The 25,094-nt window shown below is 60.0% G+C and carries 23 protein-coding genes; 8 read left to right on the top strand and 15 right to left on the bottom strand.

All coding sequences use genetic code 11. The features are described from left to right. Positions 1-62: 62 nt before the first annotated feature. Positions 63-1,283, bottom strand: a complete 1,221-nt coding sequence (locus tag SIC14_RS16580) for an acyl-CoA dehydrogenase (RefSeq protein WP_412563015.1) — start codon at positions 1,281-1,283, stop codon at positions 63-65. A 106-nt stretch (positions 1,284-1,389) separates the two neighbouring features. Here SIC14_RS16580 and SIC14_RS16575 point away from each other — a divergent pair, with 106 nt between their 5' ends. Next, the gene (locus SIC14_RS16575) at positions 1,390-2,298 is read left to right on the top strand and encodes a LysR family transcriptional regulator (RefSeq protein WP_412563014.1); all 909 of its coding nucleotides are present in this window, start codon (positions 1,390-1,392) and stop codon (positions 2,296-2,298) included. 60 nt (positions 2,299-2,358) lie between these two features. Here the strand turns inward: SIC14_RS16575 and phoB are convergent, their stop codons facing one another. The 11 genes from phoB to SIC14_RS16520 form a co-directional block, all read right to left on the bottom strand. Then, entirely contained in the window at positions 2,359-3,048 is a 690-nt protein-coding gene (gene phoB, locus SIC14_RS16570) for a phosphate regulon transcriptional regulator PhoB (protein ID WP_412563013.1), read from the bottom strand. Between the two features lie 3 nt (positions 3,049-3,051). Beyond that, the gene (gene phoU / locus SIC14_RS16565) at positions 3,052-3,786 is read right to left on the bottom strand and encodes a phosphate signaling complex protein PhoU (protein WP_412563012.1); all 735 of its coding nucleotides are present in this window, start codon (positions 3,784-3,786) and stop codon (positions 3,052-3,054) included. Positions 3,787-3,798: 12 nt separating this feature from the next. Beyond that, a complete protein-coding gene (pstB, locus tag SIC14_RS16560; protein ID WP_412563011.1) occupies positions 3,799-4,596 on the bottom strand; it encodes a phosphate ABC transporter ATP-binding protein PstB in 798 nt (265 codons plus the stop codon). Between the two features lie 25 nt (positions 4,597-4,621). Continuing rightward, the gene (gene pstA / locus SIC14_RS16555) at positions 4,622-5,986 is read right to left on the bottom strand and encodes a phosphate ABC transporter permease PstA (RefSeq protein WP_412563010.1); all 1,365 of its coding nucleotides are present in this window, start codon (positions 5,984-5,986) and stop codon (positions 4,622-4,624) included. Continuing rightward, positions 5,983-7,455 (bottom strand): phosphate ABC transporter permease subunit PstC, encoded by a 1,473-nt coding sequence (gene pstC / locus SIC14_RS16550; protein ID WP_412563009.1) that lies wholly within the window; start codon positions 7,453-7,455, stop codon positions 5,983-5,985. Before pstC ends, pstA begins: the two co-directional genes overlap by 4 nt. Positions 7,456-7,521: 66 nt before the next feature. Next, the gene (locus SIC14_RS16545) at positions 7,522-8,577 is read right to left on the bottom strand and encodes a substrate-binding domain-containing protein (protein ID WP_412563008.1); all 1,056 of its coding nucleotides are present in this window, start codon (positions 8,575-8,577) and stop codon (positions 7,522-7,524) included. Between the two features lie 506 nt (positions 8,578-9,083). After that, complete coding sequence (locus SIC14_RS16540; protein WP_412563007.1) at positions 9,084-10,124, bottom strand: PstS family phosphate ABC transporter substrate-binding protein; 1,041 nt, start codon at positions 10,122-10,124, stop codon at positions 9,084-9,086. Between the two features lie 275 nt (positions 10,125-10,399). Further along, the gene (locus SIC14_RS16535) at positions 10,400-11,476 is read right to left on the bottom strand and encodes an ATP-binding protein (protein WP_412563006.1); all 1,077 of its coding nucleotides are present in this window, start codon (positions 11,474-11,476) and stop codon (positions 10,400-10,402) included. A 21-nt stretch (positions 11,477-11,497) separates the two neighbouring features. Continuing rightward, positions 11,498-12,028 carry a gamma carbonic anhydrase family protein gene (locus tag SIC14_RS16530; RefSeq protein ID WP_412563005.1) on the bottom strand — a complete coding sequence of 177 codons (531 nt, stop codon included), beginning with the start codon at positions 12,026-12,028 and terminating at the stop codon, positions 11,498-11,500. Beyond that, positions 12,025-12,666 (bottom strand): guanylate kinase, encoded by a 642-nt coding sequence (gene gmk / locus SIC14_RS16525; RefSeq protein WP_412563004.1) that lies wholly within the window; start codon positions 12,664-12,666, stop codon positions 12,025-12,027. Before gmk ends, SIC14_RS16530 begins: the two co-directional genes overlap by 4 nt. A gap of 9 nt (positions 12,667-12,675) precedes the next feature. Next, the gene (locus SIC14_RS16520; protein ID WP_412563003.1) at positions 12,676-13,566 is read right to left on the bottom strand and encodes a YicC/YloC family endoribonuclease; all 891 of its coding nucleotides are present in this window, start codon (positions 13,564-13,566) and stop codon (positions 12,676-12,678) included. Between the two features lie 272 nt (positions 13,567-13,838). Here SIC14_RS16520 and SIC14_RS16515 point away from each other — a divergent pair, with 272 nt between their 5' ends. Beyond that, positions 13,839-14,525, top strand: a complete 687-nt coding sequence (locus tag SIC14_RS16515) for a PAS domain-containing protein (protein WP_412563002.1) — start codon at positions 13,839-13,841, stop codon at positions 14,523-14,525. Between the two features lie 79 nt (positions 14,526-14,604). Here the strand turns inward: SIC14_RS16515 and SIC14_RS16510 are convergent, their stop codons facing one another. Continuing rightward, on the bottom strand, positions 14,605-15,972 hold the full coding sequence (locus SIC14_RS16510) for a class II 3-deoxy-7-phosphoheptulonate synthase (protein WP_412563001.1): 1,368 nt from the start codon (positions 15,970-15,972) through the stop codon (positions 14,605-14,607). Between the two features lie 206 nt (positions 15,973-16,178). Here SIC14_RS16510 and SIC14_RS16505 point away from each other — a divergent pair, with 206 nt between their 5' ends. Next, complete coding sequence (locus tag SIC14_RS16505; protein ID WP_412563000.1) at positions 16,179-17,183, top strand: GlxA family transcriptional regulator; 1,005 nt, start codon at positions 16,179-16,181, stop codon at positions 17,181-17,183. A gap of 49 nt (positions 17,184-17,232) precedes the next feature. Here the strand turns inward: SIC14_RS16505 and SIC14_RS16500 are convergent, their stop codons facing one another. Beyond that, positions 17,233-18,348 carry a PQQ-dependent sugar dehydrogenase gene (locus SIC14_RS16500; protein ID WP_412562999.1) on the bottom strand — a complete coding sequence of 372 codons (1,116 nt, stop codon included), beginning with the start codon at positions 18,346-18,348 and terminating at the stop codon, positions 17,233-17,235. A gap of 209 nt (positions 18,349-18,557) precedes the next feature. On the opposite strand from SIC14_RS16500, the gene SIC14_RS16495 reads away from it, so the two are divergent. The 5 genes from SIC14_RS16495 to SIC14_RS16475 all read left to right on the top strand — a co-directional run bounded on the left by SIC14_RS16495 (position 18,558) and on the right by SIC14_RS16475 (position 23,807). Next, entirely contained in the window at positions 18,558-19,748 is a 1,191-nt protein-coding gene (locus SIC14_RS16495) for an ABC transporter substrate-binding protein (RefSeq protein ID WP_412562998.1), read from the top strand. Positions 19,749-19,846: 98 nt separating this feature from the next. Next, positions 19,847-20,629, top strand: coding sequence for an ABC transporter ATP-binding protein (locus SIC14_RS16490; RefSeq protein WP_412562997.1), 783 nt, complete (start codon positions 19,847-19,849; stop codon positions 20,627-20,629). Next, on the top strand, positions 20,626-21,450 hold the full coding sequence (locus tag SIC14_RS16485) for an ABC transporter ATP-binding protein (RefSeq protein ID WP_412562996.1): 825 nt from the start codon (positions 20,626-20,628) through the stop codon (positions 21,448-21,450). The genes SIC14_RS16490 and SIC14_RS16485 overlap by 4 nt, the downstream gene beginning before the upstream one ends. A 3-nt stretch (positions 21,451-21,453) precedes the next feature. After that, positions 21,454-22,464 carry a branched-chain amino acid ABC transporter permease gene (locus SIC14_RS16480; RefSeq protein ID WP_412562995.1) on the top strand — a complete coding sequence of 337 codons (1,011 nt, stop codon included), beginning with the start codon at positions 21,454-21,456 and terminating at the stop codon, positions 22,462-22,464. Then, positions 22,461-23,807: a branched-chain amino acid ABC transporter permease gene (locus tag SIC14_RS16475; protein ID WP_412562994.1), complete on the top strand. Its 1,347-nt coding sequence runs from the start codon at positions 22,461-22,463 to the stop codon at positions 23,805-23,807. Before SIC14_RS16480 ends, SIC14_RS16475 begins: the two co-directional genes overlap by 4 nt. Positions 23,808-24,024: 217 nt before the next feature. Here the strand turns inward: SIC14_RS16475 and SIC14_RS16470 are convergent, their stop codons facing one another. Then, entirely contained in the window at positions 24,025-25,038 is a 1,014-nt protein-coding gene (locus SIC14_RS16470) for a YeiH family protein (protein ID WP_412562993.1), read from the bottom strand. Positions 25,039-25,094: the final 56 nt, after the last annotated feature.

The following is a 25,094-nucleotide window of genomic DNA, read 5'->3' as shown; positions in this document are numbered from 1 at the left end:
CCCTGAAATGCAAGTGGCGCGGGATGCATTGCCCCGCGCCTTTATCGTTTATTCTGCGTGGCTTAGAAGAAAGCCTGCAAGCCCGTCTGAGCGCGACCCAAAATGAGGGCGTGTACGTCATGGGCGCCTTCATAGGTGTTAACTGTCTCCAGGTTCACCATGTGACGGATGACGCCAAACTCCAGGCTGATGCCGTTGCCGCCGTGCATGTCGCGGGCGTGGCGGGCAATTTCCAGCGCCTTGCCGCAGTTGTTGCGCTTCACGATCGAGATCATTTCAGGCGCGGCTTCGGCATTGTCCATCAGGCGACCCACCTGCAGGCTGGCCTGTAGGCCCAGCGAGATTTCGGTCTGCATATCGGCCAGTTTTTTCTGGAACAGCTGGGTTTGTGCCAGCGGTTTTTTGAACTGGTGGCGGTCCAGACCGTATTGACGGGCGGCGTGCCAGCAGAATTCAGCGGCGCCCAAAGCGCCCCAGCTGATGCCGTAGCGGGCGCGGTTGAGGCAGCCGAACGGGCCTTTCAGGCCTTCCACATGCGGCAGCAGCGCGTCTTCGCCCACTTCCACGTTGTCCAGCACGATCTCACCGGTGATCGAGGCGCGCAGGGACATTTTGTTGCCGATTTTCGGCGCGCTGAGGCCCTTCATGCCCTTTTCCAGCACAAAGCCGCGGATCTTGCCGCCGTGGGCTTCGGATTTGGCCCAGACCACAAACACATCCGCGATCGGGCTGTTGGAGATCCACATTTTGGAACCAGTCAGAACGTAGCCGCCTTCGGTCTTTACCGCGCGGGTTTTCATGCCGGCGGGGTCAGAGCCCGCGTCAGGTTCTGTCAGGCCGAAGCAGCCGATCCATTCGCCGGAGGCCAGCTTGGGTAGGTATTTTTTCCGTTGTTCTTCTGAGCCATAGGCGTAAATTGGGTACATCACCAGCGAGCTTTGCACCGACATCATCGAGCGGTAACCCGAGTCGACACGCTCCACCTCGCGTGCCACCAGACCGTAGGCTGCATAACCCGCCGCGATGCCGCCGTATTCCTCGGGGATGGTGACGCCCAAGAGGCCCATGTCGCCCATTTCGCGGAAGATCTCAGGGTCGGTTTCTTCGTTTTCAAAAGCTGACAGAACCCGAGGTTCAAGTTTTTCCTGACAATAGGCATGGGCGCTGTCGCGGATCATACGTTCGTCTTCGCTGAGCTGCTGGTCCAGTTTGAACGGGTCAGCCCAGTCAAAAGCCCCCAGATCGGGTTTGTCTTTGGCGCGCAGGGCGGGGCGATCGGTCATGAGGGGCTCCAATTCATGAGTTTTTCTTGCGTTTGGTGGAGGGATACGTCAGTTGAAGGAGTGAAAACAGCAATTCTTCCGCATCATGTCATGAGGAAAAGTCATAATGGTGACGCCGCGCCGCTATTTGCCCTCGATTGCCTCGCTCCGTGCACTGGAGGCGCTGGACCGTCTGGGCAGCGCCACCGCCGTGGCCGAAGAGCTGGCCCAGACCCAAAGCGCGGTCAGCCGTCAATTGCAGGCGCTTGAGGCGCAGCTGGGCACCACTTTGATCATTCGCGACCGCAAGATGATGAAGCTGACGCCCGCTGCCAGTGAATATGCCACGGCGGTGCGCGAGGCGCTGAACAGCATTGCCCAGGCCTCGTTGAAGGTGCAGGTCAATCCAGAGAGTGGGTCGCTGAACCTGGCGATCCTGCCGACCTTCGGGATGCGCTGGCTGGTGCCGCGACTGGCGGAGTTCGCTAAGCTTCATCCGGAGATCACAATCAACATGTCCACGCGGCTGGCGCCGTTCAGCTTTGCGCAGGAACCCTTTGATGCGGCGATACATTTTGGCAAAGGCGATTGGCCGGGAACCGAGGTGTTGCGGCTGAAGCCGGAACATGTGGTGCCGGTCTGTGCGCCAGATCTGATGGCGCAGACGGTGGTGGCACACCCGCGCGATCTGCTGTTGCTGCCCCTGCTGCATATCGAAACGCGGCCCAATGCCTGGTCGGAATGGTTTGAAAGCTACGGGGTTGCGGCGACTGGGGTTGCGGGCACGCTCTACGATCAGTTTTCCACGATCACACAGGCGGCGTTGCATGGTCTGGGGGTGGCGTTGTTGCCGGACTACCTGGTGGAGCAGGAATTGGCCAAGGGCCGTTTGGTCCATGCCTATGGCGGCGCCACCCGTTCGCTAGGATCGTATTTTCTGGTCTGGCCGGTGGAGCGGTCGCGCGACCGGTCATTGCAGATCTTCCGTGAATGGCTGGCCACACAGGCGGAGGACGAAGACGCGCTGCCACGATAGTTCGGACATAAAGAAAGGGGCGCAAGTCCCCTTCCCTGTTCGATAATTTTTACTTGAGGATCAGCCTAAGGCGTAGCCAGCGCCACGCACCGTGCGTAGCGGATCGCCGCCGCCGTTGCGGGTCAGCGCCTTGCGCAGCCGTCCGATGTGGACATCCACGGTGCGGGTGTCCACATAGATGTCACGGCCCCAGACCCGATCCAGCAGCTGTTCCCGGCTCCAGACACGACCGGGCTTTTCCATGAAGGTCGACAGCAGCCGGAACTCGGTTGGCCCCAGCTTCAGCGCCTCGCCATCACGGGTCACACGGTGGGTTTCGGCGTCGAGAATGATGTCATCATATTCCAGCCGTGCGCCCACGGTGGCTGGACGGGTGCGGCGCAACTGGGTGCGCACACGGGCCATCAATTCGACCACCGAATAGGGTTTGACCACATAGTCATCCGCGCCGGTTTCCAGCCCGCGCACCTTGTCCACCTCTTCCGAGCGGGCAGAGAGCATGATGATCGGCACGTTGCGCGTTTCATTGCGGGTCTTCAGCTGGCGACAGACCTCAATGCCCGACACATTGGGCAGCATCCAGTCCAGCACGATGATGTCGGGGTTTTCCTCCGGCACCATCATCAGTGCCTCATCGCCGCTGGCGGCTTTGACCACACGGAAACCTTCGGCCTCCAGATTGTAGCCCAGCACTTCACGTTGCGCCGGTTCGTCTTCCACCACCAGCACGGTGGGTTGTGTCGCAGCCATGGCTTAGACCTCACCCAGATTGGCGTCGATCGAGGTCTGGTCGCCTTTGGGGCGGCTTTCATCGGGCAGCGCCCCTTCGACCAGATAGACCACCTGTTCGGCAATAGAGGTCACATGATCCCCCATGCGCTCGGTGTTTTTGGCGATGAAATGCAGGTGCATACAGGCGGTGATGTTGCGCGGGTCTTCCATCATGAAGGTCAGGAATTCGCGGAACAGGGCGTTGTACATCTGGTCCACGTCTTCGTCGCGGGCAATCACGTCACGAGCCAGATCGGCGTCACGCTGGATATAGGCATCCAAAGCGTCCTTCAGCATCAGCTGCACTTCACGCGCCATCCGGCGGATCGCCACGTGAGAGCCCTCAATCGGCGCCATCTGGACCAAAACGCCGGTGCGCTTGGCCATGTTCTTGGCGTAGTCGCCGATGCGTTCCAGATTGCCGGAGATTTTCATCACCGACAGGATCACCCGCAGATCCGAGGCCGCAGGCGCCCGCAGCGCGATGATCTGGGCGGCGCCTTCGTTGATCTGGTTTTCCAGCGCGTCGATGGCCTTATCGGCCTTGCGCACCGCTTCGGCGCTTTCTTCGTCACGCTCTTCCAGGGATTTGGCCCCTTTCAGGATGGCCTCTTCCACCAGGCCGCCCATTTTCATGATCTGCGCCTGAATGGTTTCCAGATCGCGGTCAAAAGAGGTGACGATATGGTTTTCGTCCAAAATGCTGTCGCTGTTCATCGTTCTGGTTCCTTAGCCAATCCGGCCGGTGATGTAGCTTTCGGTGCGCGGGTCGGTCGGGTTGGTGAAAATCTGGCTGGTGTCGCCAAATTCCACCAGATTGCCGAGATGGAAGAAGGCGGTTTTCTGGCTGACACGGGCCGCCTGCTGCATCGAGTGGGTCACGATGACCACCGCGTATTTGTTGCGCAGCTCGTCGATCAGCTCTTCCACCTGTGCCGTGGCAATCGGATCCAGCGCCGAGCAGGGTTCATCCATCAACAGAACCTCCGGTTCAGTGGCCACGGCTCGGGCGATGCACAGACGCTGCTGCTGCCCGCCGGACAGGCCGGTGCCCGGTGCGTGCAGTCGGTCCTTGACCTCATCCCAGATCGCACCGCGGCGCAGGGATTTTTCCACGATCACATCCAGATCCGCCTTGGTGTTGGCCAGCCCGTGGATACGGGGGCCATAGGCGATGTTGTCATAGATCGACTTGGGGAACGGGTTTGGTTTCTGGAACACCATGCCCACCTTGGCGCGCAGCTGCACCGGATCAACACGTTTGTCGTAGATGTCTTCACCGTCCAGTTCGATCTTGCCGGTGACGCGGCAGATGTCGATGGTGTCATTCATCCGGTTCAGGCAGCGCAAGAACGTCGACTTACCGCAGCCAGAAGGGCCGATGAAGGCGGTGACCGTCTTGGCCGGAATGTCGATGGAGACATCCTTGATGGCGTGGGTATCCCCGTAGTGAACCTGAACGTCCGCAGCGGTGATTTTGGTTTCTTTCTGGTCCAAAGCGGCCTCCAGAGCGGGTGTGTCATACATGGCGATGATCCTTTGCTCGCACGTATTACCAGCGACGTTCGAACCGGCGGCGCAGGATCACCGCAATCGTGTTCATCGTCACGAGGAAAATCAATAGAATGATGATGCCGCCCCAGGCCCGTTCGTAGAAGGCAGGTTCGGCGCGTTTGGCCCATTCGTAGATCTGGGCCGGCATGGCAGAGTTCGGCGACATCAGGCCTTCGATCAGCCCTTCTGGCGGGTTTGAGGCGATGAAGCCAATCATCCCGATCAGCAGCAAGGGGGCGGTTTCCCCCAGCGCCTGTGCCAGACCGATGATGGTGCCGGTCAGGATGCCTGGGGCAGCCAAGGGCAACACATGGTGGAACACGGACTGCATTTTGGAGGCCCCAAGTCCTAGCGCCGCATCGCGGATCGAGGGCGGCACCGCTTTTAGCGAGGCGCGGGTCGAGATGATGATGGTTGGCAGGGTCATCAGCGTCAGCACCAGCCCGCCCACCAGCGGGGCCGATTGCGGCAGATGCATGTAGTTGATGAAGACGGCCAGACCCAGAATGCCGAACACAATCGAGGGCACCGCTGCGAGGTTCGAGATATTGACTTCAATCAGATCGGTGATCCAGTTCTTCGGGGCAAATTCCTCCAGATAGATCGAGGCGGCAACGCCGATTGGCAGTGCCAGCGCCAGAACCACCAGCATCATGAAGAGGCTGCCCATCATCGACACGCCCATGCCTGCGGCCTCGGGCCGTTGGTCAGAGGCGTCCGCGCCAAAGATGAAATCGGGGTTGAAGGTTTTCTTGACCACACCTGCCTCAACCATCATGTCGACGAAATCCAGCTGCGCGGCCGAGATCTTCTTGTCGTTGGCGATGCTTTCACGGGTCACCCGGCCTTTCAGGTAACCATCAACCCGGCTGTTAGCGAGGAAGGTGAACTCCACCTTGGTGCCAATGCGGCTGGGGTCTTCCAGTACGTAATCGCGCAGCTCAGCAGCGGCGGATTTCGACAGGATCGCGGCCATGTCTTTCGACTTCAGCCCCGTTTCCAGACCCAGCTCTTCGACCTTGGTTTCAAAGGCTGTTTTCATCAGCGGCGCATAGCCGAAGGTCGACACTTTCTTGATATCCTCAAGGTTGCGGTTGCCCTTCTTGTCCAGCTTGCTTTCCAAGAGCTCCACCTCAAGCGTGACAAAGGTTTGCTGGAACGCGCCCAGACCGTTGCCCAGAATGGTGGTCAGCAGCACAAGCAGCATCAGCAGGCCCGCGCCAATGGCGGCCAGACCGTACATCTTGAAGCGACGCTCGGCGGCGTTGCGTTTCTTGACGCGGTCGCTCTGCGTGTGGATCGAGGTTTTCGGCGGCACCGCCGCACCCGATGCAGGCATGTTGGGGGACGTTGCGTCGGTCATTCGTACTGTTCCCGATATTTGCGCACGATATAGAGCGCGAGGATGTTCAGCCCCAGCGTGAGGACAAAGAGGGTCAGACCCAGTGCAAAGGCCACCAGCGTCTCGGGCGAGGCGAAGTCGCCATCCCCGGTCAGCTGGCTGACGATGCGGGTGGTGATAGTGGTCAGCGCTTCCAGCGGGTTGGTGGCCAGGCGGGCAATTGCCCCTGCCCCCAGTACCACAATCATCGTCTCCCCAATGGCGCGGCTGGCCGCCAACAGGATGGCGCCGACAATGCCGGGCAGCGCGGCAGGCAGCACCACCTGGCGGATGGTTTCCGATTTGGTTGCACCCAGACCGTAAGAACCATCGCGCATGGCTTGCGGTACCGCGTTGATGATGTCGTCGCTGAGCGAGCTGACAAAGGGGATCAGCATGATGCCCATGACGATCCCGGCCGTGGCTACAGACCGCGCGTCGGTCATCCAGTCCACACCGAAAGCCCCGCCTTCGCCAAAGAGACGCATCAAAAACGGCCCAAAAGTGATCAGCGCAAAGAGGCCGTAAACAATGGTTGGGATCCCTGCGAGAATTTCCAGCAGCGGCTTGGCAAAGCTGCGCATCCCGCGAGAGGCGTATTCGGACAGGTAAATGGCGGCAAACAGGCCGATCGGCACGGCCACCAGCAGGGCCACCAGCGAAATATAGAGCGTGCCCCACAAAAGCGGCAGGATCGCCAATTCGGAATCGCCGCGGAAGTTCGGCGCCCAGACGGTGCCGAAGAAGAAGTCTTTCCAGTCGTGCAGACCAAAGAAGTTCACCGTCTCAAACAGCATCGAAAACACGATGCCCACGGTGGTCAGGATCGCCAGCGACGCGGCCCCGATCAACAGGATCAGCACGCCACGCTCCACCACATTGCGGGCGCGGTATTCATGGTGGGTCTTGCTGTAGGAAATGCCAAAGCCGATCAGCGCCACCACCAGAACGGTCAGGCTCATCACGGTTGTGCCGGTCAGCGTCAGGCTGCGGTAGTCCAGCGCGGCGGTCAGAACGGCAGGTGTCACATCGCTGCCAAGGGCCACGCCAACCTCACCCAGCAGGGCGCGGATGTCGGTTTGGGTGGCGTCCAGCGCGGCGATGCCCTCGAGGTCAATCGCACTGTTTTGGCGCGCAATTTCAAGACCTTCGGCGACGCGCTTCACGTCGCTCATCACCAGATCGCGGCTGGAGCCTTCGGCAATAGCGCTGGCGGGAATGGCGCTGGCCACATTGGCGTTGATCGCCATCGGCTGCAGCACCAGCCAGAGGCCCAGCAAAACAGCAGACGGGACAAGCGCACTGAGCAGCACGTTCATCCCGTAGAAATTCGGAAGCGAATGGAGGGCGCGAATGTCACCGCCTGCTGAAGCAAGGGCACGCTGCCGTCCAAGGAAATAACCGACCACAGACAGGCCGAGGAGGATCAAGACAAGCCAGGAAGTGGGCATGGTCTCTCCGATGTGATGAGGAGGAGTTGGCTGGCAGGGGCAGCGCGCCGCCCCTGCCAAAGGGTCTTACATGTTGGCGCCCAGAACCTGCTCGTCAGCAACAACCGCTTGGGTTTCTGCCAGCTCAGGGTCTGCCACCAGGCCGTATTCGGCCAGCGGGCCGTCGGGGCCTGCGATTTCGTCGGCGATGAAGAATTCAGCGTATTCTTTCAGGCCGGGGATCACGCCGATGTGGGCTTTCTTCACGTAGAAGTACAGCGGACGCGATACCGGATATTCGCCGGTTGCGATCGAGTCGGTCGAAGGCACTACGCCGGACATGGTGGCCACTTTCAGCTTGTCGGTGTTGTTCTCGTAGAACGACAGACCGAAGACGCCGATGCCGTCTTTGTTGCTTTCGATCGAGGCCAGGGTTTCAGTGTAGTCGCCGTCGATGTCGACCGAAACGCCATCGGTACGCAGGGCGATACAGGCTTTCTCGGCTGCTTTGTGCTTGGCCTTGTCGGTGTCGCCTTCGGCGGTGGCCAGGAAGGCGTCAAAGGCGCCGGTGGCTTCACAGCCGGCCAGGATCACTTTGTCTTCGAACACTTCACGGGTGCCGTGTTTGGTGCCGGGGACGTAAGCGGCCAGCGCCTGCGCCGGGAAGTTGGCGTTCACGTCTGCCCAGGTTTTGTTCGGGTTGGCAACCAGTGCGCCGTCTACCAGAACCTTGTCGGACAGGGCCAGGAACCAATCGGTCGGGGTGAATTCAAAGGTTTCGCCTTCGATGTCCGAAGCAAACACGATGCCGTCATAACCAATGCGCACTTCGATGATGTCGGTCACACCGTTTTCGGCGCAGGCCTTGATCTCTTTGTCTTTGATTTTGCGCGAAGCGTTGGCAACGTCCACGGTGTTTTCACCAACACCTTCGCAGAAACGCTTCAGACCGGCCGAGGAGCCACCGGATTCAACAACCGGGGTCGGGAAGTCAAAGTTTTCACCGAACGCTTCAGCTACGATCGAGGCGTAGGGCAGTACGGTGGAGGAACCGGCAACCTGCACCTGGTCACGGGCAGCTGCGGCGGTGGCGGATACGGCCGCAATGGCCAGGGTCGAGGCGGTCAGTTTCACGATCGACATTGAAGGAACTCTCCTGATTTCTGTCTCCGGGTCCTCGTTGGTGAGAACCACTGAACGGCGACCTAAAGCCGTTGCGCTATGCTTTTGTGACGCTAGTGTAACAGCTGTGTGACAGATCGCAGTGGCGGAGGAATTTTCTGTCACACTTTTGTCGCGAAACTCGCCATTTTCCCTTAAATCATTGGCGTTATTGATCGAAATTTCACAGGTTTACGCCCGCTGGATTTCAAGAAAATCACGGGTGTTTCCCGGCTGAAAAATTGCCTTTGTGACAGTTTGTTTTGCACCGTTGCCATGTGCAAACGTGCGCATATGCGGGAAATGTGACACGGCGGTGCTGATTCCAGAATCAACTGCGGTGATTCAGCTGAACGGCGGGATCGCGCCCTGCCCCGTTTTGCCCTTTTGGAACGCAAAAACCGCAGCTCCGTTTCCGGAACTGCGGCCTCTGGGGTATCCACCCCGCAAGCGCAGGCTTGCCGCGGGGCGAATTCTGTTGCGCTGGCTCAGCTGCTGGCGCTCATCGTCACTTCGTTGGAGACGGTGGCGCGCACGGCATCCACATCAGGGTTCGACACCAGGCCAAACAGGGTCAGGAAGCCACCAGGGCCGGTCATCTCATCCGACAGGATGGTCTGGACGTATTCCTTGATGCCCGGGGTCACGCCAATGTTGGCTTTCTTGATGTACATGAAAAGCGGACGCGATACGGGGTATTCACCGGTCGCGATGCTGTCAGCTGAGGGGTAGACATCGTTGATGGTTGCCGCTTTCAGATCGCTTGCGTTGGCCTCGTAGAAGGCCAGACCCAGCAGGCCGATGCTGCCTTTGGTGCCGCGGATCATGTCAACGGTTTCCGAGCCGAACACTTCCAGTTCGGTCACAGCCTTGTCGCTGCGGATCACCATGCAGGATTTGCTGGCCGCTTTGGCGTCGCCGCCATTTTCCGCCAGGAAAGCGTCATAGGCACCGGTGGCTTTGCAGCCTTTGACCAGCATCTTCTGATCAAACACTTCGCGGGTGCCGTGTTTGGCGGCGGGGATGAAGGTGCGGATGGCATTTGCGGGCAGGTTTGCGTTGATCTCATCCCACTGCATCGCGGTGTTCTCAACCAAGGCGCCATCGACCAGCACGCGGGCGCCTAGTGCGGCATACCAGTCGGCGGGGGTAAAGCTATAGTCAGGGCCCTTCTTGTCGCCGGCAAACACCAGCCCGTCAAAGCCGATGACCACTTCGATGATGTCGGTCACGCCGCTATCAGCGCAGGCCTTGATCTCTTTGGCTTTGATCTTGCGCGATGCGGTGGCAATGTCCACGCTGTCGGCACCAACACCCTGACAAAAGGCTTTCAGGCCCGCCGAGGAGCCGCCCGATTCAACATTCGGGTAGTCAAAGCCAGCGTGGTTTTCGGTGAAGGTATCAGCCGACATCATGGCAAAGGGAAAGACAGTGGAGGATCCTTTTACATGGATCGGGTCTGCAAAAGCCGCGGTGGTGGACACGGCGGTCGCTACGGCGGCAGCGACAGTGGTCTTACTGAACAACATTGGGTACTCCTGCTCCGGTTTCTTGAGCTTACAAATACACGTACAGGGGCGCGCAAGAGTGGGAGAGGAGCGGCCCCTGACAACAGATAGAACGGTGCGAAACCGGGTGAGTTTAGGAAAAAGTGAGTGTTTTCAGTAGCTTGGCGAAAAGTTTATGCGTAACTCCACTTAGGGGTGCATTTATCATCCATCCAAACCGTTGATTTGTTGGCGCTAACGCCCGTCCGGCGTGTATCAATGCGCCGGCAAGCCTATAAAATCACGGAAAAATCTGGCTACTGCTGTAAAGGCAGGCGAATGGAGAAGGTACTGCCTTCGCCCAGATCGCTGGTGATCTTCAACCGGCCCCGGTGGCGGTTCAAAATGTGCTTCACAATCGCCAGTCCCAGTCCGGTGCCGCCCATTTCCCGCGATCGGTGGCTGTCGATCCGGTAAAACCTCTCGGTCAAACGCGGCAGGTGCAGCGGGTCAATACCGGGGCCACGATCGGTGACATCGATCCGAACCCCCGCCTGACGCAGCATTGGGTCGCGGGTGAGCCGTTCCATCCGCAGGGTGACGGTGTTGTCCCTGCCGCCGTATTTGATGGCGTTCTCCACCAGATTGGTCAGAACCTGGCGCAGCTGATCCCGGTCGCCCGGCAAAGACACCGGTTGATCCGGCAGCACGGTTTCGACGGTCACATTGCTGGCCTCGGCCACCGGCCCCAGCCCGCTGAGGGTGTCCTCCACCAGATCCAACATATTCACCGGCTGCGACGGGCGGCGGCGCGAGGCCGCTTCCACCTGGCTCAGCGACAAGAGGTCACTGACCAGCCGGTTCATCCGGCCGGCCTCATCCAGCATGATGGTCAAAAACCGTTCGCGGGCCGCCGGATCTTCGGCGGCGGGGCCTTTCAGGGTTTCCAGAAACCCCATCAGGGCGGTCAGGGGCGTGCGCAGTTCATGGCTGACATTGGCCACAAAGTCCCGCCGCATCTGGTCGTTGGCTTCCGCTTCCGAGATGTCCTCAAACGTCACCAGAACGCCGCGAAACTCATTCAGCGCCACCGGGCCACAATGGACCTGATAGGTGCTCTCTGCCCGCCCTTCGCTGCCCAGATAGCGGGCGCGCTGGTTCTGGCCGGTTTCCCCAGCCCGTTCCACCGCCTCAATCACCGAAGGCTGCCGGATCACCGTGATCAGGTGCCGCCCGGCAAGGCTGGGCGCAGGTGTTTTTGCAGTGCCGCCAGAGCGATGCGCCAGCAAGGCATCCGCCTTGCCGTTGGAGCCAACAATCCGCTCGCGCCCTGTGATCAGCAACGCTGGTTGCGGCAGGGCGCTCAACAGCCCGTGGATTTGCGTGTCTTCCATGGCGGGCTCTCTTTCTGGCGGTTAGTCTTGCGCTTTCAGGCCCGCCCGGAAGCGGCGCATGTTCAGCTGGTAGCCAAGCGCGGACTGGCGCAGCCCTGCGATGGCTGTGTCGTCCAGCTGCCGCACCACCTTGCCCGGCGCCCCCATGACAAGCGATCCGTCCGGGATCTCCTTGCCCTCGGTGATCAGGGCCCCTGCCCCGATCAGGCAGTTTTTGCCAATCTTCGCACCGTTCAGAACCGTCGCGCCCATGCCGATCAAAGAGTTGTCGCCAATGGTACAGCCATGCAGCATCGCCTTGTGGCCAATGGTGCAGCCCTGCCCGATCACCAGCGGATAGCCCATGTCGGTGTGCATGACGGTGTTTTCCTGCACGTTGCTACCGGCGCCGATGCGGATCTCTTCGTTATCTCCGCGCAGTGTGCAGCCAAACCAGACCGAAGTGGCGCTCTCCAGCACCACATTGCCGATCACATTGGCATCCGGTGCGATCCAGAAATCACCATCCTCGGGCGTTTGCGGGGCGATCCCGTCCAGAGTGTAAAATGTCATTGGATGTCCTCAAACTCGGCCTGCAGGGTGCGCACATGATCCAGCAAGGCGGGTTGCTGCAAACGGCGCAGGCGGGTGGCGCTGACGATGGTGCGCAGCTCGTCTGCGGTTTTGTCCAGATCGTCGTTCACCAGCACAAAGTCATAACTGCCCCAATGGCTGATTTCGTCCCAGCTTTTCTGCATCCGTTTGGCGATCACCTCTTCGCTGTCTTGCCCGCGGCTGACCAGCCGACGGTGCAGTTCCTTGATTGAAGGCGGCAGAATGAAGACCGACAGCGTGTGCGCCCCAAGCGCTGAATTACGGATCTGCTGGGCGCCCTGCCAGTCAATGTCAAACAGCACGTCCTCGCCCGCATCAATGGCTTTCTGAACCGGCCCTTTGGGCGAGCCGTAAAAATTGCCGAACACATGGGCGTGTTCCAACATCTCGCCTTCGGTCACATCTCGTTTGAAATGGTCCTCGGTCAGGAAATGGTAATCCACCCCGTCCTCTTCCCCCGGGCGCGGTTGGCGCGTGGTGGCCGAGACCGAGAAGCGGATGGTCGGATCCCATTCCCGCAACCGGCGCGTCAAGGTGGATTTGCCCGCACCCGAAGGTGAGGACAGGATGATCAGAAGGCCACGGCGGGACGTCATTTTAGGGGGTTACTCCACATTCTGTACTTGTTCACGCATTTGATCGATCACGGTCTTAAGGTCCAGACCAATCCGTGTCAGCGCGGTGTTTTGCGACTTGGAACACAGCGTGTTGGCCTCGCGGTTGAACTCCTGCATGAGGAAGTCCAGCTTGCGCCCCACCGGTTTGCGTTCCTGCAAAAGTCCCCGTGCGGCCGTAATATGGGCGCGCAGCCGGTCCAACTCTTCGGTGACATCGGTTTTCACCGCTATCAGCGCCATCTCCTGCGCCAGACGGTCGGCGTCCATCGCCTCGACGTTCTGCATCACCCGCGCCAAGGCGTTGCGCAGCGCCTCTTCCATGTCTTCTTTGCGGCCTGCAATGGCGGCATCGGCCTGATCGGTCAGGCTTTCGATCTCATCCACCGTGCGGGTCAGCACTTCGTGCAAGGCCGCGCCTTCGTTGCCGCGCATCTCCAGGAACTGGGCCAGAACCGGTGCAAACCCCTCCAGCACAGCGGTGCCAAGCGCCTTGTTCTCATCTTCGCTGGAACCCTGTTCCATCACACCGCGCAGCCCCATCAGATCCACGGCGGTGACAGGGGCCAACACCATGCCGCGTGCCTCAGCTGCGGCGTTTACCTGCGCAACGACGCGCATCATACTGTCCATCGTGGCCGCGTTCAGCTGCAAGGCCCCGCCAGTTTCTTCCCGCTGCACCTTCAGCGACAGGGTGACATTGCCGCGCCCCAGCGCCTTGCTCAGACGGGCCCGCAGGGTGGTTTCCAACCCTTCGATCCAATCTGGCACCCGCAGCCGCATATCCAGCCCCTTGGCGTTGACCGAACGGATTTCCCAGGTCCAGCTGAACGGAGCCATCTCTCCTTTGCCAGAAGCAAAGCCTGTCATTGATTGCAACACGTCGCGTCTCTCCCTCAGGGTTCCTTTGGTCTGTGCCCTTGGTCTTAGCCTGCCAGCCGCGCCAAGGCCAGCGCCCTGCGGGTAAGGCCTGGGGTCTGACACAGGCAGAGGTTAACCACCCGTGCGGTTTTGCAACGAAATTTGCAACAATTAATGACAGATTAACAATTGCGTAACGATTTCGCCGGTAAGGTTTCTTTAACCCTGTCCAGAGGGATGTGGGGCATCGGCGGATCGTGTTTGAGGCACTGTGAACAGGAAAGGTCCGCGAGATGTGGTTTGGTGGTGAGGATGCGGCGGACGCCGGGACAAAGGACAACATCGTGGAGATTTCGCCTTTTCTGACAGATCGCAGTTTCCCTGAGATTGCAGAGGTAGACGCCTACTGGCAGGCGCTGCGCGGTGACCGCCTGATGCCCGCCCGGGCCGAACTGGATCCCCGTGGCATCAAAGGGGCGTTGCCCAATTGTTTTATACTGGAACGGATTGCGCCGGGGATTGGCCGGATCCGTCTGGCCGGGCAGCGGCTGGATGATCTGATGGGGATGGAGGTGCGCGGCACCCCGTTCACCACCCTTTTTACGCCGCAATATCGCAAAATGATCGAAGAATTGAGTGAGGAGGTTTGCGCCGCGCCGGGTGTTGCTCAGTTGGCGCTGAGTGCCGAGCGTGGCCTGCGCAAACCCGCGATCGAAGCGCGGATGACGCTGTGGCCATTGGCAGATGATCGTGGCCGCCCGACGCGGATCCTCGGCGGGCTGTCGTTCAAGGGGGATGTGGGACGCAGCCCGCGCAGATTTCAGGTGGCCTCCAGCCGGGTGAAACGGCTGGCGTCAGCGACTTCCGCGACGCGCCAGCGTCAAACTGCGGGTTTTGCTGAAGCACCGGCGCCCTTTGTAGCCAAGCCAGAAAAGCCGCCCACCCGCAGCGCCCATCTGCGTCTTGTCAAAACGGACTGACCTGTCCCCTAAAACCGAAAAGGCGCCCCGTCCGGAGCGCCTTTTGTTTTGCAAATTTATCGGGCCAATGGCGGGTTGGTTAGACCGCCTGCGCCGGACGGTCCGCCCGCAGGGCCGACAGTTCTTCGGCCACCAGGAAGGCCAGCTCAAGCGACTGGCTGGCATTAAGACGTGGGTCACAGGCTGTGTGGTAGCGGGCCGAGAGGTCCTCTTCGGTCACGGCGCGAACGCCGCCGGTACATTCGGTGACGTCCTGACCGGTCATCTCGAAGTGCACACCGCCGGGGATGGTGCCTTCGGCACGGTGAATGGCAAAGAACTCCTGCACTTCCTGCAAGACCGACTGGAACGGACGGGTTTTGTAGCCCGTGGCCGATTTGATCGTGTTGCCGTGCATCGCGTCGCAGGTCCACAGAACCTTGGCGCCTTCTTCTTCTACCGCGCGGACCAGACGTGGCAGGTGTTCCCCCACTTTGCCGGCGCCGAAACGGGCGATCAGGGTCAGCTTACCCTCTTCGTTTTCAGGGTTCAGCTTCTCCATCAGAACCTTGAGGTCCTCAGCCGTGGTGGTGGGGCCACATTTCAGGCCAACCGGGTTCATCACACCCCGAGCAAATTCCACATGGGCACCGTCAGGCTGACGGGTACGGTCGCCGATCCAAATCATGTGGCCGGACCCTGCCAGCCATTTGCCAGAGGTCGAATCCAGACGGGTCAGCGCCTCTTCATATTCCAGCAGCAGCGATTCATGGCTGGTGTAGAAATCCACCGTCTGCAATGTGTGGGCACGGTCACTGTCGACACCTGCCGCCCGCATGAAGTCCAGCGTGTCGCTGATCCGGTTCGCCATATCGCGATATTTCGCGGCCTTTTCGCCCTCGGTGAAGCCCAGCGTCCACTGATGAACCTGATGCACATCTGCATAACCACCGGTCGAGAAGGCGCGCAGCAGGTTCAAAGTTGCAGCCGCCTGAGTATAGGCCTGCAGCATCTTCTTCGGATCAGGAATTCGCGCCGCCGAGGTGAAATCCAACTCGTTGATGATGTCGCCACGGTAGCTGGGCAGTTCCACACCATCCACGGTTTCGGTTGGGGCCGAACGCGGTTTGGCGAACTGGCCGGCCATCCGGCCCACTTTCACCACCGGCACCTTGGCGCCATAGGTCAGCACCATCGCCATCTGCAGCATCACCTTGAAAGTGTCGCGGATGCCATTGGCCGAGAACTGATCAAAACTTTCGGCGCAATCGCCCCCCTGTAGCAGGAAGGCTTCGCCACGGGAGGCGGCGCCCAGCTGTGCCTTCAGTTTGCGGGCTTCGCCAGCAAACACCAGAGGCGGATATTTCGACAGCTGCCCTTCAACCGCGTTCAACGCGGCGGCATCTGTGTAGTCGGGCATCTGAACACGGGGCTTGTTGCGCCAGTCCGATTTCTGCCAATCGCTCATTCCATCCTCCGATCGGGTCACATCTTTTGCTGAGTGCTGTGTTTCAGCGGCTCTATAGCTGTTTTGCCGCACTGTGGCCACAAGCAAGCGGCTCTGCAAGCGGCAAATTTGTTCGCGCTAACAGATTTACTTTCGTGTTTTGATCCCTCTTGCGCGGGTTAGAATTTGGTGCTTCTGTCGTTCTCCTCTCTAACAAGGATACGTCAATGGAATCACAGCGCAACTCGGTCACGGTGACTGGGGATCAGAACAAGCCCATTAAGTTTGTGTTTGTTCTGCTTAATCAATTCACGCTGCTGCCCTTTTCGGCGGCTTTGGATTGTTTGCGCATTGCAAACTATACCGCCGGGCGCGCGCTTTATTCCTGGGAACTGCAGGGCGAAGGTGGCGACGCGGTGACTTGTTCGGCCGGGGTCTCTTTCAAACTGGACGATGATCTGGGCGAATTGGGACGCGATGACCGCATGGTGCTCTGCGGTGGCGTCGATGTGCGCAGCCAGACCACCAAGAAGCTGATTTCCTGGCTGCGGCGGGAAGCGCGCAAAGGCATCATGGTCGGCTCGCTCTGCACCGGCACCTATGCCTTGGCCAAATCCGGACTTCTGGATGACAAGCGGGCGACGATCCATTGGGAACATCAGGATAGCTTTGAAGAAGAGTTTGTTGACGTCGAGCTGACCAAATCGGTCTTTGTGATTTCCGGCAATCGGATGACAGCGGCCGGTGGCACCGCGTCGCTGGATCTGATGCTGTCACTGATCGCTTCGGATTACGGCGAGGAACTGGCCAATTCGGTGGCCGATCAGCTGATCTATTCCTCGATCCGCACCGATCAGGATCCGCTGCGCCTGTCAGTGCCGACGCGGATTGGGGTGCGCCATCCGAAACTGTCTCAGGTCATCCAGATGATGGAAGCCAACATCGAAGAGCCGATGAGCCCCTCGGTGCTGGCCAAGGACGTCGGCATGTCGACCCGCCAGTTGGAGCGTCTGTTCCGCCGCTATCTGAACCGGTCCCCCAAACGCTACTATATGGAGCTGCGGCTGCAGAAGGCGCGCAACCTGCTGATGCAGACGGACATGAGTGTGATCAACGTGGCGCTGGCCTGCGGTTTTGCCTCGCCGTCGCATTTTTCCAAATGTTACCGGTCGCATTACAACACCACCCCCTACCGCGAACGCGGCAGCCAGATGGCGCAGGGTGGTAAATAGAACTGGGACGGTGAGTAACGTCTTCGTTTGGTAATTATGAAGGGCGCGGCTATCGCCACAGGCGGAAGACCGCGCCTTTATCTTCGCTCAGGAACCACAGCGCGCCGTCATTGGCCTGCCGCACGTCCCGCACCCGTCCAGTCTCTGGCCCTTCGATCCGTTGTTTGATGCGAAACGTATCGCCCGAGACATGGGCGATATGGTCAAACTTCAAAGAGCCGACAAACAGATCGCCTTGCCATTCCGGGAACATCCGTCCGGTGTAATAGACAATGCCCGAAGGCGCGATGGAGGGATCCCAGTAGATCTTGGGCTGTTCCATGCCGCGCTTTTCGGTGCCTTCACCCACTTTGCGGCCATTGTAATGTGTGCCGTAGGAAATCACCGGCCAGCCATAATTGGCGCCGCGTTTGATAAGGTTCACCTCATCCCCGCCACGTGGCCCGTGTTCTGAGGTCCAGAGCGTGTCGCCGTTGCCAAGGGTGGCGCCCTGTGGGTTGCGGTGGCCAATGCTCCAGATCTCTCGGCGGGCGTTGCGGAAGCCGTGAAACGGATTGTCGCGTGGGGCGGTGCCATCCAGATGCAGCCGCAGGATCTTGCCGAAATAGGAAGCCGTGTTCTGCGCCTGCCGCCGATCTCCCATGTCGCCAATGGTTAGAAACACATACCCGCCCCGCCCTTCGACAATCCTGCCACCAAAGTGTCGGGCGTTATTGTTGCCTTTCGGCATTTTGAACAGCACGCGCAGTTGTTCCAAACGATGACCGTCCAGATCGATCTGCGCTGCGGCCAGCGCGGTGCCCAAACCGCCAGGCACTTTGGTCACATAAGAGAAGTAGATGGTCCGGCTGCGGCTGAAATCGCGGGCGGCGACAACATCCAGCAGGCCACCCTGCCCTTCGGCCACAATTTCTGGCAGGCCGGAAATGCGCTGCCGGCTGCCATCCTGCGCCACATGCCACAGCCGCCCGGGGCGTTCGGTGATCAGCAGGCTTTCGTCTGGCAAAAGCGCCAGCGACCAAGGCACGTCAAAGCCATCCGCGATGCGATCAATGCGGTATTCCTGGGCCTCTGCGGCGGTGGTGAGGTGACCAAGCGTCAACATAAACGCCAATGCTGGCGCTAACAGTCGATTGAACCAACATGTGACACTCATCTTCTGCATCAAACCGCTCCGGCATGGGGGTGGAAAAGAAGGTAATCGTCTTGTTTTCTTGGCAATTATTGCTTGTGAGGCAATGATAAAATCATTTCCTTAAAATGGATACAATTTTGTTCGATAGCACGACCAGACCGGGGCCTTGGTATCTTTTCATTTGGGGAATCGGGCGATAGGGTCGAATCCGGACATAAGTTCCAACTTGGGAGAAAATTATGAAAAAGTTTCTGATGGCCACAGCCGCCACCGCCCTGATGGCGGGCGGCGCCATGGCCGATGACCACGCTGTTAAACTGGGCATCATCCTGGGCTTCACCGGCCCGATTGAATCGCTGACCCCTGCCATGGCCGCTGGCGCCGAACTGGCGATGAGCGAAGTGACCGAGTCCGGCAAACTGCTGGGCGGCAAAGAAGTCATGCCTGTTCGTGCAGACTCGACCTGTATCGACGCAGGTGCCGCTTCGGCCGCTGCTGAACGTCTGATCACCTCGGACGGTGTTGCAGGCATCATGGGCGCGGACTGCTCGGGTGTGACCGGTGCGGTTCTGGCCAACGTTGCCGTGCCGAACGGTGTTGTGATGATCTCGCCCTCCGCCACCTCGCCGGCGCTGTCTTCTGCCGAAGACAACGGCCTGTTCTTCCGCACCGCGCCCTCTGACGCCCGTCAGGGTCAGGTTCTGGCCGACGTGCTGATGGAAAAAGGCATCAGCGAAGTTGCGGTGACCTACACCAACAACGACTACGGCAAGGGCTTGGCTGACAGCTTCGCCGCAGCCTATGCCGCTGCTGGCGGTTCGGTGACCACCACCACAGCCCACGAAGACGGCAAGGCCGACTACTCGGCTGAAGTTGGCGCATTGGCCTCGGCCGGCGGCGACGCACTGGTGGTTGCAGGCTATGTTGACCAGGGTGGCCCGGGCGTGATCCGTGCGGCACTGGACACCGGCGCCTTTGACACTTTCGTTCTGCCGGACGGCATGATCGGCCCGTCCCTCGAAACCGCCTTCGGCGACGAGATTGACGGCTCCATCGGCACCGCTCCGGGCAGCGACTCGGCAGATGCTTCGATGGTTGTTGAAAAAGTGGCCGCCACCGGTGTTGACGCCTCCGGCCCTTACGTAGGCGAAAGCTATGACGCAGCCGCGCTGATCATGCTGGCCATGCAGGCCGCAGGTTCGACCGACGCAGGCGCCTATAAGGACAAGATCCTCGACGTGGCAAACGCCCCGGGCGAAAAGATCATGGCCGGTGAACTGGGCAAAGCGCTGGAAATCCTGGCTGCTGGTGGCGACATCGACTACGTCGGCGCAACCGCTGTTGAACTGATCGGTCCCGGTGAAGCCGCAGGCGGCTACCGCCAGATCGAAGTTCAGGGTGGCAAGCTGGAAACTGTTAAGTACCGCTAATCCTTTAGCTTTCTTAAAATCTCAGCCAGCCCGGACCTAGTGCCGGGCTGTGCTGTATCAACAACAGCACAAAATGTGCAAGACGGGGGAACTGCTTCATGATCGTCGTCGAAGACGTCCATAAGCATTTCGGGGGATTTCGCGCTGTAGACGGGGCGAAACTGACCATCGAAAAGGGCTCCATCACCGGGCTGATTGGTCCGAATGGTGCCGGAAAAACCACTTTGTTCAATGTGATCGCCGGTGTTCTGCCGCCCACTTCGGGCCGCATCACCATGGACGGTGAAGACATCACCGGCCTGCCGCCGCACGCGCTTTTCCATAAGGGCCTGCTGCGGACGTTCCAGATCGCACATGAATTCCATTCCATGACCTGCCGGGAAAACCTGATGATGGTGCCGGGCGGCCAGAGCGGTGAGACGCTGTGGAACACCTGGTTTGGGCGCAAGCGTATCGCGGATGAGGAACGCGCGCTGCGGGCCAAGGCTGATGAGGTGCTGGAATTCCTGACCATCAGCCATATCACGGATCTGAAGGCCGGCGAAATCTCCGGCGGTCAGAAAAAACTGCTGGAGCTGGGCCGCACCATGATGGTGGACGCCAAAATCGTCTTCCTTGATGAGGTGGGCGCCGGTGTGAACCGGACGCTGCTCTACACGATTGCCGATGCGATCAAACAGCTGAATGAGGAACGCGGCTACACCTTCGTGGTGATCGAACACGATATGGATTTCATCGAACGCCTCTGTGATCCGGTCATCTGTATGGCCGAAGGCAAGGTTCTGGCCGAGGGCACCCTGGCCGAGATCAAGGCGAACGAACAGGTGATCGAGGCCTATCTGGGCACCGGCCTGAAGAACAAGGACAAGGTGGGCGCATGACAAACAATCCCTACCAGGACGATCGTGGCAACAAGGACGCCACGATCACCAAGGCAGGCGAAGGCACGATGCAGGTTGCGACCGGCACCGACCACGCCATGAACACCGATCAGGCCTTTCTGATCGGCGACAGCATGACCGGCGGATATGGCAAATCCGGCCCCGACATCCTGCACGACTGTACCGTGGCCGTGAACAAAGGCGAAATTGCCGTGATCGTTGGCCCCAACGGCGCGGGCAAATCCACCGCGATGAAGGCCACCTTCGGGATGTTGAACCTGCGGCAGGGCTCGGTCCGGCTGGACGGTCAGGACATCACCGGCCTCACCCCGCAGGCGCGGGTGGCGGCGGGCATGGGCTTTGTGCCGCAGACCTCCAACATCTTCACCTCTATGTCGGTGGAGGAAAATCTGGAAATGGGCGCCTTCATCCGCAAGGATGATTTCCGCGACACCATCGCCCAGATCTATGACCTCTTCCCGATCCTGAAGGAAAAGCGCCGTCAGGCCGCAGGGGAGCTGTCTGGTGGTCAACGTCAGCAAGTGGCCGTGGGCCGCGCGCTGATGACCCAGCCCAAGGTGCTGCTCTTGGATGAGCCCACCGCAGGGGTGTCTCCCATCGTGATGGACGAGCTGTTTGACCGTATCATCGAGGTCGCCCGCACCGGCATCTCGATCCTGATGGTGGAACAGAACGCCCGTCAAGCTCTTGAAATCGCGGACAAAGGCTATGTGCTTGTCCAAGGTCGCAACGCCCACACCGGCACCGGCAAAGAACTGCTGGCCGATCCGGAAGTGCGCCAATCTTTCCTGGGAGGTTAACCTATGGACTTCCTGAACGCCCTTGTGGCGCTTTCCAACTTTGTGCTGATTCCGGCCGTTGCCTATGGCAGCCAGCTGGCGCTTGGCGCGCTTGGTGTGACGCTGATCTACGGCATCCTGCGCTTTTCCAACTTCGCCCATGGTGACACCATGGCCTTTGGTACCATGCTGGTGGTGATGATCACCTGGCTGTTCCAAAGCTGGGGGATCTCTTTCGGGCCGCTGCCCACCGCCCTTTTGGCTCTGCCCTTCGGGATCCTGGGCTGTATGGCCCTGGTGATCGGCACTGACCGCGTGGTCTATCGCTTCTACCGCGAACAAAAGGCCAAACCGGTCATTCTGGTGATTGTCTCCATGGGGGTTATGTTCATCATGAACGGCCTCGTGCGTTTCATCATCGGTCCGAATGATCAACGTTTTGCTGATGGCGAACGGTTCATCATCTCGGTGCGAGAATTCAAACAGATGACCGGCCTCTCCGAAGGTCTGGCGATCCGCACCACCCAAGGCATCACCGTTGTCACGGCGATCATCGTGGTGGCGCTGCTGTTCTGGTTCCTGAACAAAACCCGCACCGGCAAATCCATGCGCGCCTATTCCGACAATGAGGATCTGGCGCTGCTGTCGGGCATCAACCCGGAACGTGTAGTGCTTTACACTTGGCTGATCGTTGCGGCGCTGGCCACGGTGGCGGGCACGCTCTATGGCCTCGACAAAACCTTCAAACCCTTCGTGTTCTTCCAACTGCTGCTGCCGATCTTTGCCGCTGCCATTGTTGGGGGCCTTGGCAGCCCGCTGGGCGCCATCGCGGGGGGCTTTGTGATTGCCTTTTCCGAGGTCACAATCACCTACGCCTGGAAGAAGGTGCTGAAGTACCTGCTGCCCGAAAATCTGGAACCCTCCAGCCTCGTGCAGCTTCTGTCGACCGACTATAAATTCGCCGTCAGCTTTGCGATCCTTGTGGTGGTGCTGCTGTTCAAGCCGACCGGCCTGTTCAAGGGGAAAGCGGTATGAGCGATTCCATGAAAAACACCACACTCTTTGGCATCGTGGCCCTGCTGTTTGTGATGACGGGCCTGCTGCAAAGCTGGAACGCCTCGCTGTCGATCCTCAACATGGCGCTGATTTCGGCGATCATGGCCCTTGGGGTGAACCTGCAATGGGGCTTTGCCGGCCTGTTCAACGTCGGCGTCATGGGCTTTGTGGCCCTTGGCGGTCTGGCGGCGGTGCTGGTCGGTTCAGAGCCGGTACCGGGCGCCTGGTCGGCTGGCGGGCGCAGCATTCTGCTGGCGCTGGTCCTTGGGGCGGCCACCATTGTTGCGGCTGTGCTGGCCTACACGCGCATGACCCCGTCGCGCCTGCGTTCGCTGGTGGTGCTGGGCATTCTGGTGGCTGGCTTTTTCCTCTACCGTGGCATCTTTGACGCCGGTGTTGAGGCAGTCGAGGCGATCAACCCCGCCGCACAGGGCAACATCGGCGGCCTGAACTGGCTGGCGGCAGCGCGTGACAGCGAGGCGCAGCGCGCCGACCTGTTCATCCTGCTGGCCTGGCCGGTGGGTGGCCTTTTGGCGGCCGGTGCTGCTTGGGTTATCGGCAAAACCGCGCTGGGGCTGCGTTCGGACTATCTGGCCATCGCCACCCTTGGCATTGCCGAGATCACCATTGCCGTCCTCAAGAACGAAGACTGGCTGGCCCGAGGCGTGAAAAACGTGATCGGCCTGCCGCGTCCGGTGCCCTATGAGGTGACGCTGCAGAACACACCGGGTTTCACCGAGACCGCCATTGGTCTGGGTCTTGACCCAACCACGGCGTCAACGCTCTGGGTGAAACTGCTCTACTCGGGCTTGTTCACGGCGGTGCTGGTGGTGCTTCTGGTGCTGGCGCAGCTGGCGCTGAAATCGCCTTGGGGCCGCATGATGCGCGCCATCCGCGACAATGAAATCGCGGCCGAGGCGATGGGCAAAGACGTCACCGCCCGTCACCTGCAGATCTTCATCCTCGGCTCTGCCGTCTGCGGCATTGCCGGTGCGATGATGACCACGCTGGACGGGCAGCTGACCCCGGGCAGCTACCAGCCATTGCGCTTCACCTTCTTGGTCTGGGTCATGGTGATTGTAGGGGGCTCCGGCAACAACTTCGGTTCGGTCCTCGGCGCCTTCCTGATCTGGTTCCTCTGGGTTCAGGTGGAACCTCTGGGCGCCCTGCTGATGGACACCATCACCCTGGGTCTGGAAGACGGCAGTGATCTGAAGAAACACCTGCTCAACAGCGTGGCCTATATGAAGTTCATCACCATGGGTCTGGTGCTGCTCCTTGTGCTTCGGTTCAGCCCGCGCGGTTTGATCCCAGAGAAGTAGGTTCAGCCATAGAAAACACCCCAAAGGGCTCCCAATCGGGGGCCCTTTTCTTTGCGACCCGCTCAGCGGCAACGCCCAATGACACCTCTGGAGGACGATATCGTGGACCGATGAAAGCGGCTTCTTCTTGGGGCAAATATCCCGGGGTGAATGGGCGCCTCCATGAGGCGCACAGAGGGGCAGCGCCCCTCGACTTGCCCAAGCACGCAGCGCTTGGTTAGATCAGCAGCAACAGCGCCAGCGCACCAGCTGTGACAAACAGGGTGGCAATGGCACCAAGGGCCAGAGGCCGCAGGCCTTTGCGTTTCAACGCAGCCAGATCGGTGTTGAGCCCCATTGCCGCCAGCGCCATGGTCAACAGGAAGCTGGTCAGCGTGGCCGCTGGCTGCAGCACCTCTGCGGGCAAGGCCACGGCCGAGTTCAGCCCCATCATGGCGGCAAAGCCCAACACAAACAGCGGCAGCGGGCTGGGGCCGTCGCTGGCCTCGGAGGGGCCACCAAATCTCGTCAGCACCAGTACTAGCGGCGCCAGCAACAAGACACGGGTCAGTTTGGCCATCATGCCCCATTCTGCGGCTTCAACGCTGTGGCTTTCAGTGGCCCCAACCACCTGCGCCACCTCATGGATCGCCGCGCCAGCCCATAGGCCCAACCCCTGTCCGTCCAGCCCCAGTGCCAACGCCAGCACCGGCAGGCCGATCATCGACAGGGTGCCAAAAAGCGTCACACAGGCAATGGCATAAGCCAGATCATTATGGCTGCCCGGGCGTGCGCCCTGCACCGCCATCACCGCCGAGGCGCCACAGACCGCCGTGCCCGCACCGATCAACCGGGTCAGTTCTGGTGCGACTCCCAGCCAGCGACCAAACAGTTGCGTGCTGCTGTAGCTGGCCGCCAGAAGGGCAGCAATTCCCAGAAACAACGGGGCGCCGGCCTCGATGATCTGGCTCAGGCTCAACTGCAGGCCCAACAGCACAATTCCCAGCCGCATCAAAGGTCTCTGGGCCTGAAAGATGCCCTGCGCCGCCCAGGGCAAGGCCCCGAAAACATTGCGCAAAACCACGCCCAACCCCATGGCGATCACCATTGGCCCGAGCAGCGGAATACTGAATTGTCCCTTCGCCCAGATCGCACCCGCCGCCAGGGCGGCCACCAGCGCGAGGCCTGGGAGGGGTGCAACAATCTGTTTTGCCAGAGGGGTGGTTTGGGGAATTATGTTCTGTGCGGTCATGGGTTTAGTGTATTTTGATCTTAGGCACAGGTCTAATTGATCAAACTTGTAGTATT

The organism is Thalassobius sp. MITS945101, from assembly GCF_047123305.1.
Classification (GTDB): domain Bacteria; phylum Pseudomonadota; class Alphaproteobacteria; order Rhodobacterales; family Rhodobacteraceae; genus Thalassobius.
The sequence above is the reverse complement of the archived record's forward strand: the minus strand, read 5'-3'. Positions and strand labels throughout refer to the sequence as shown.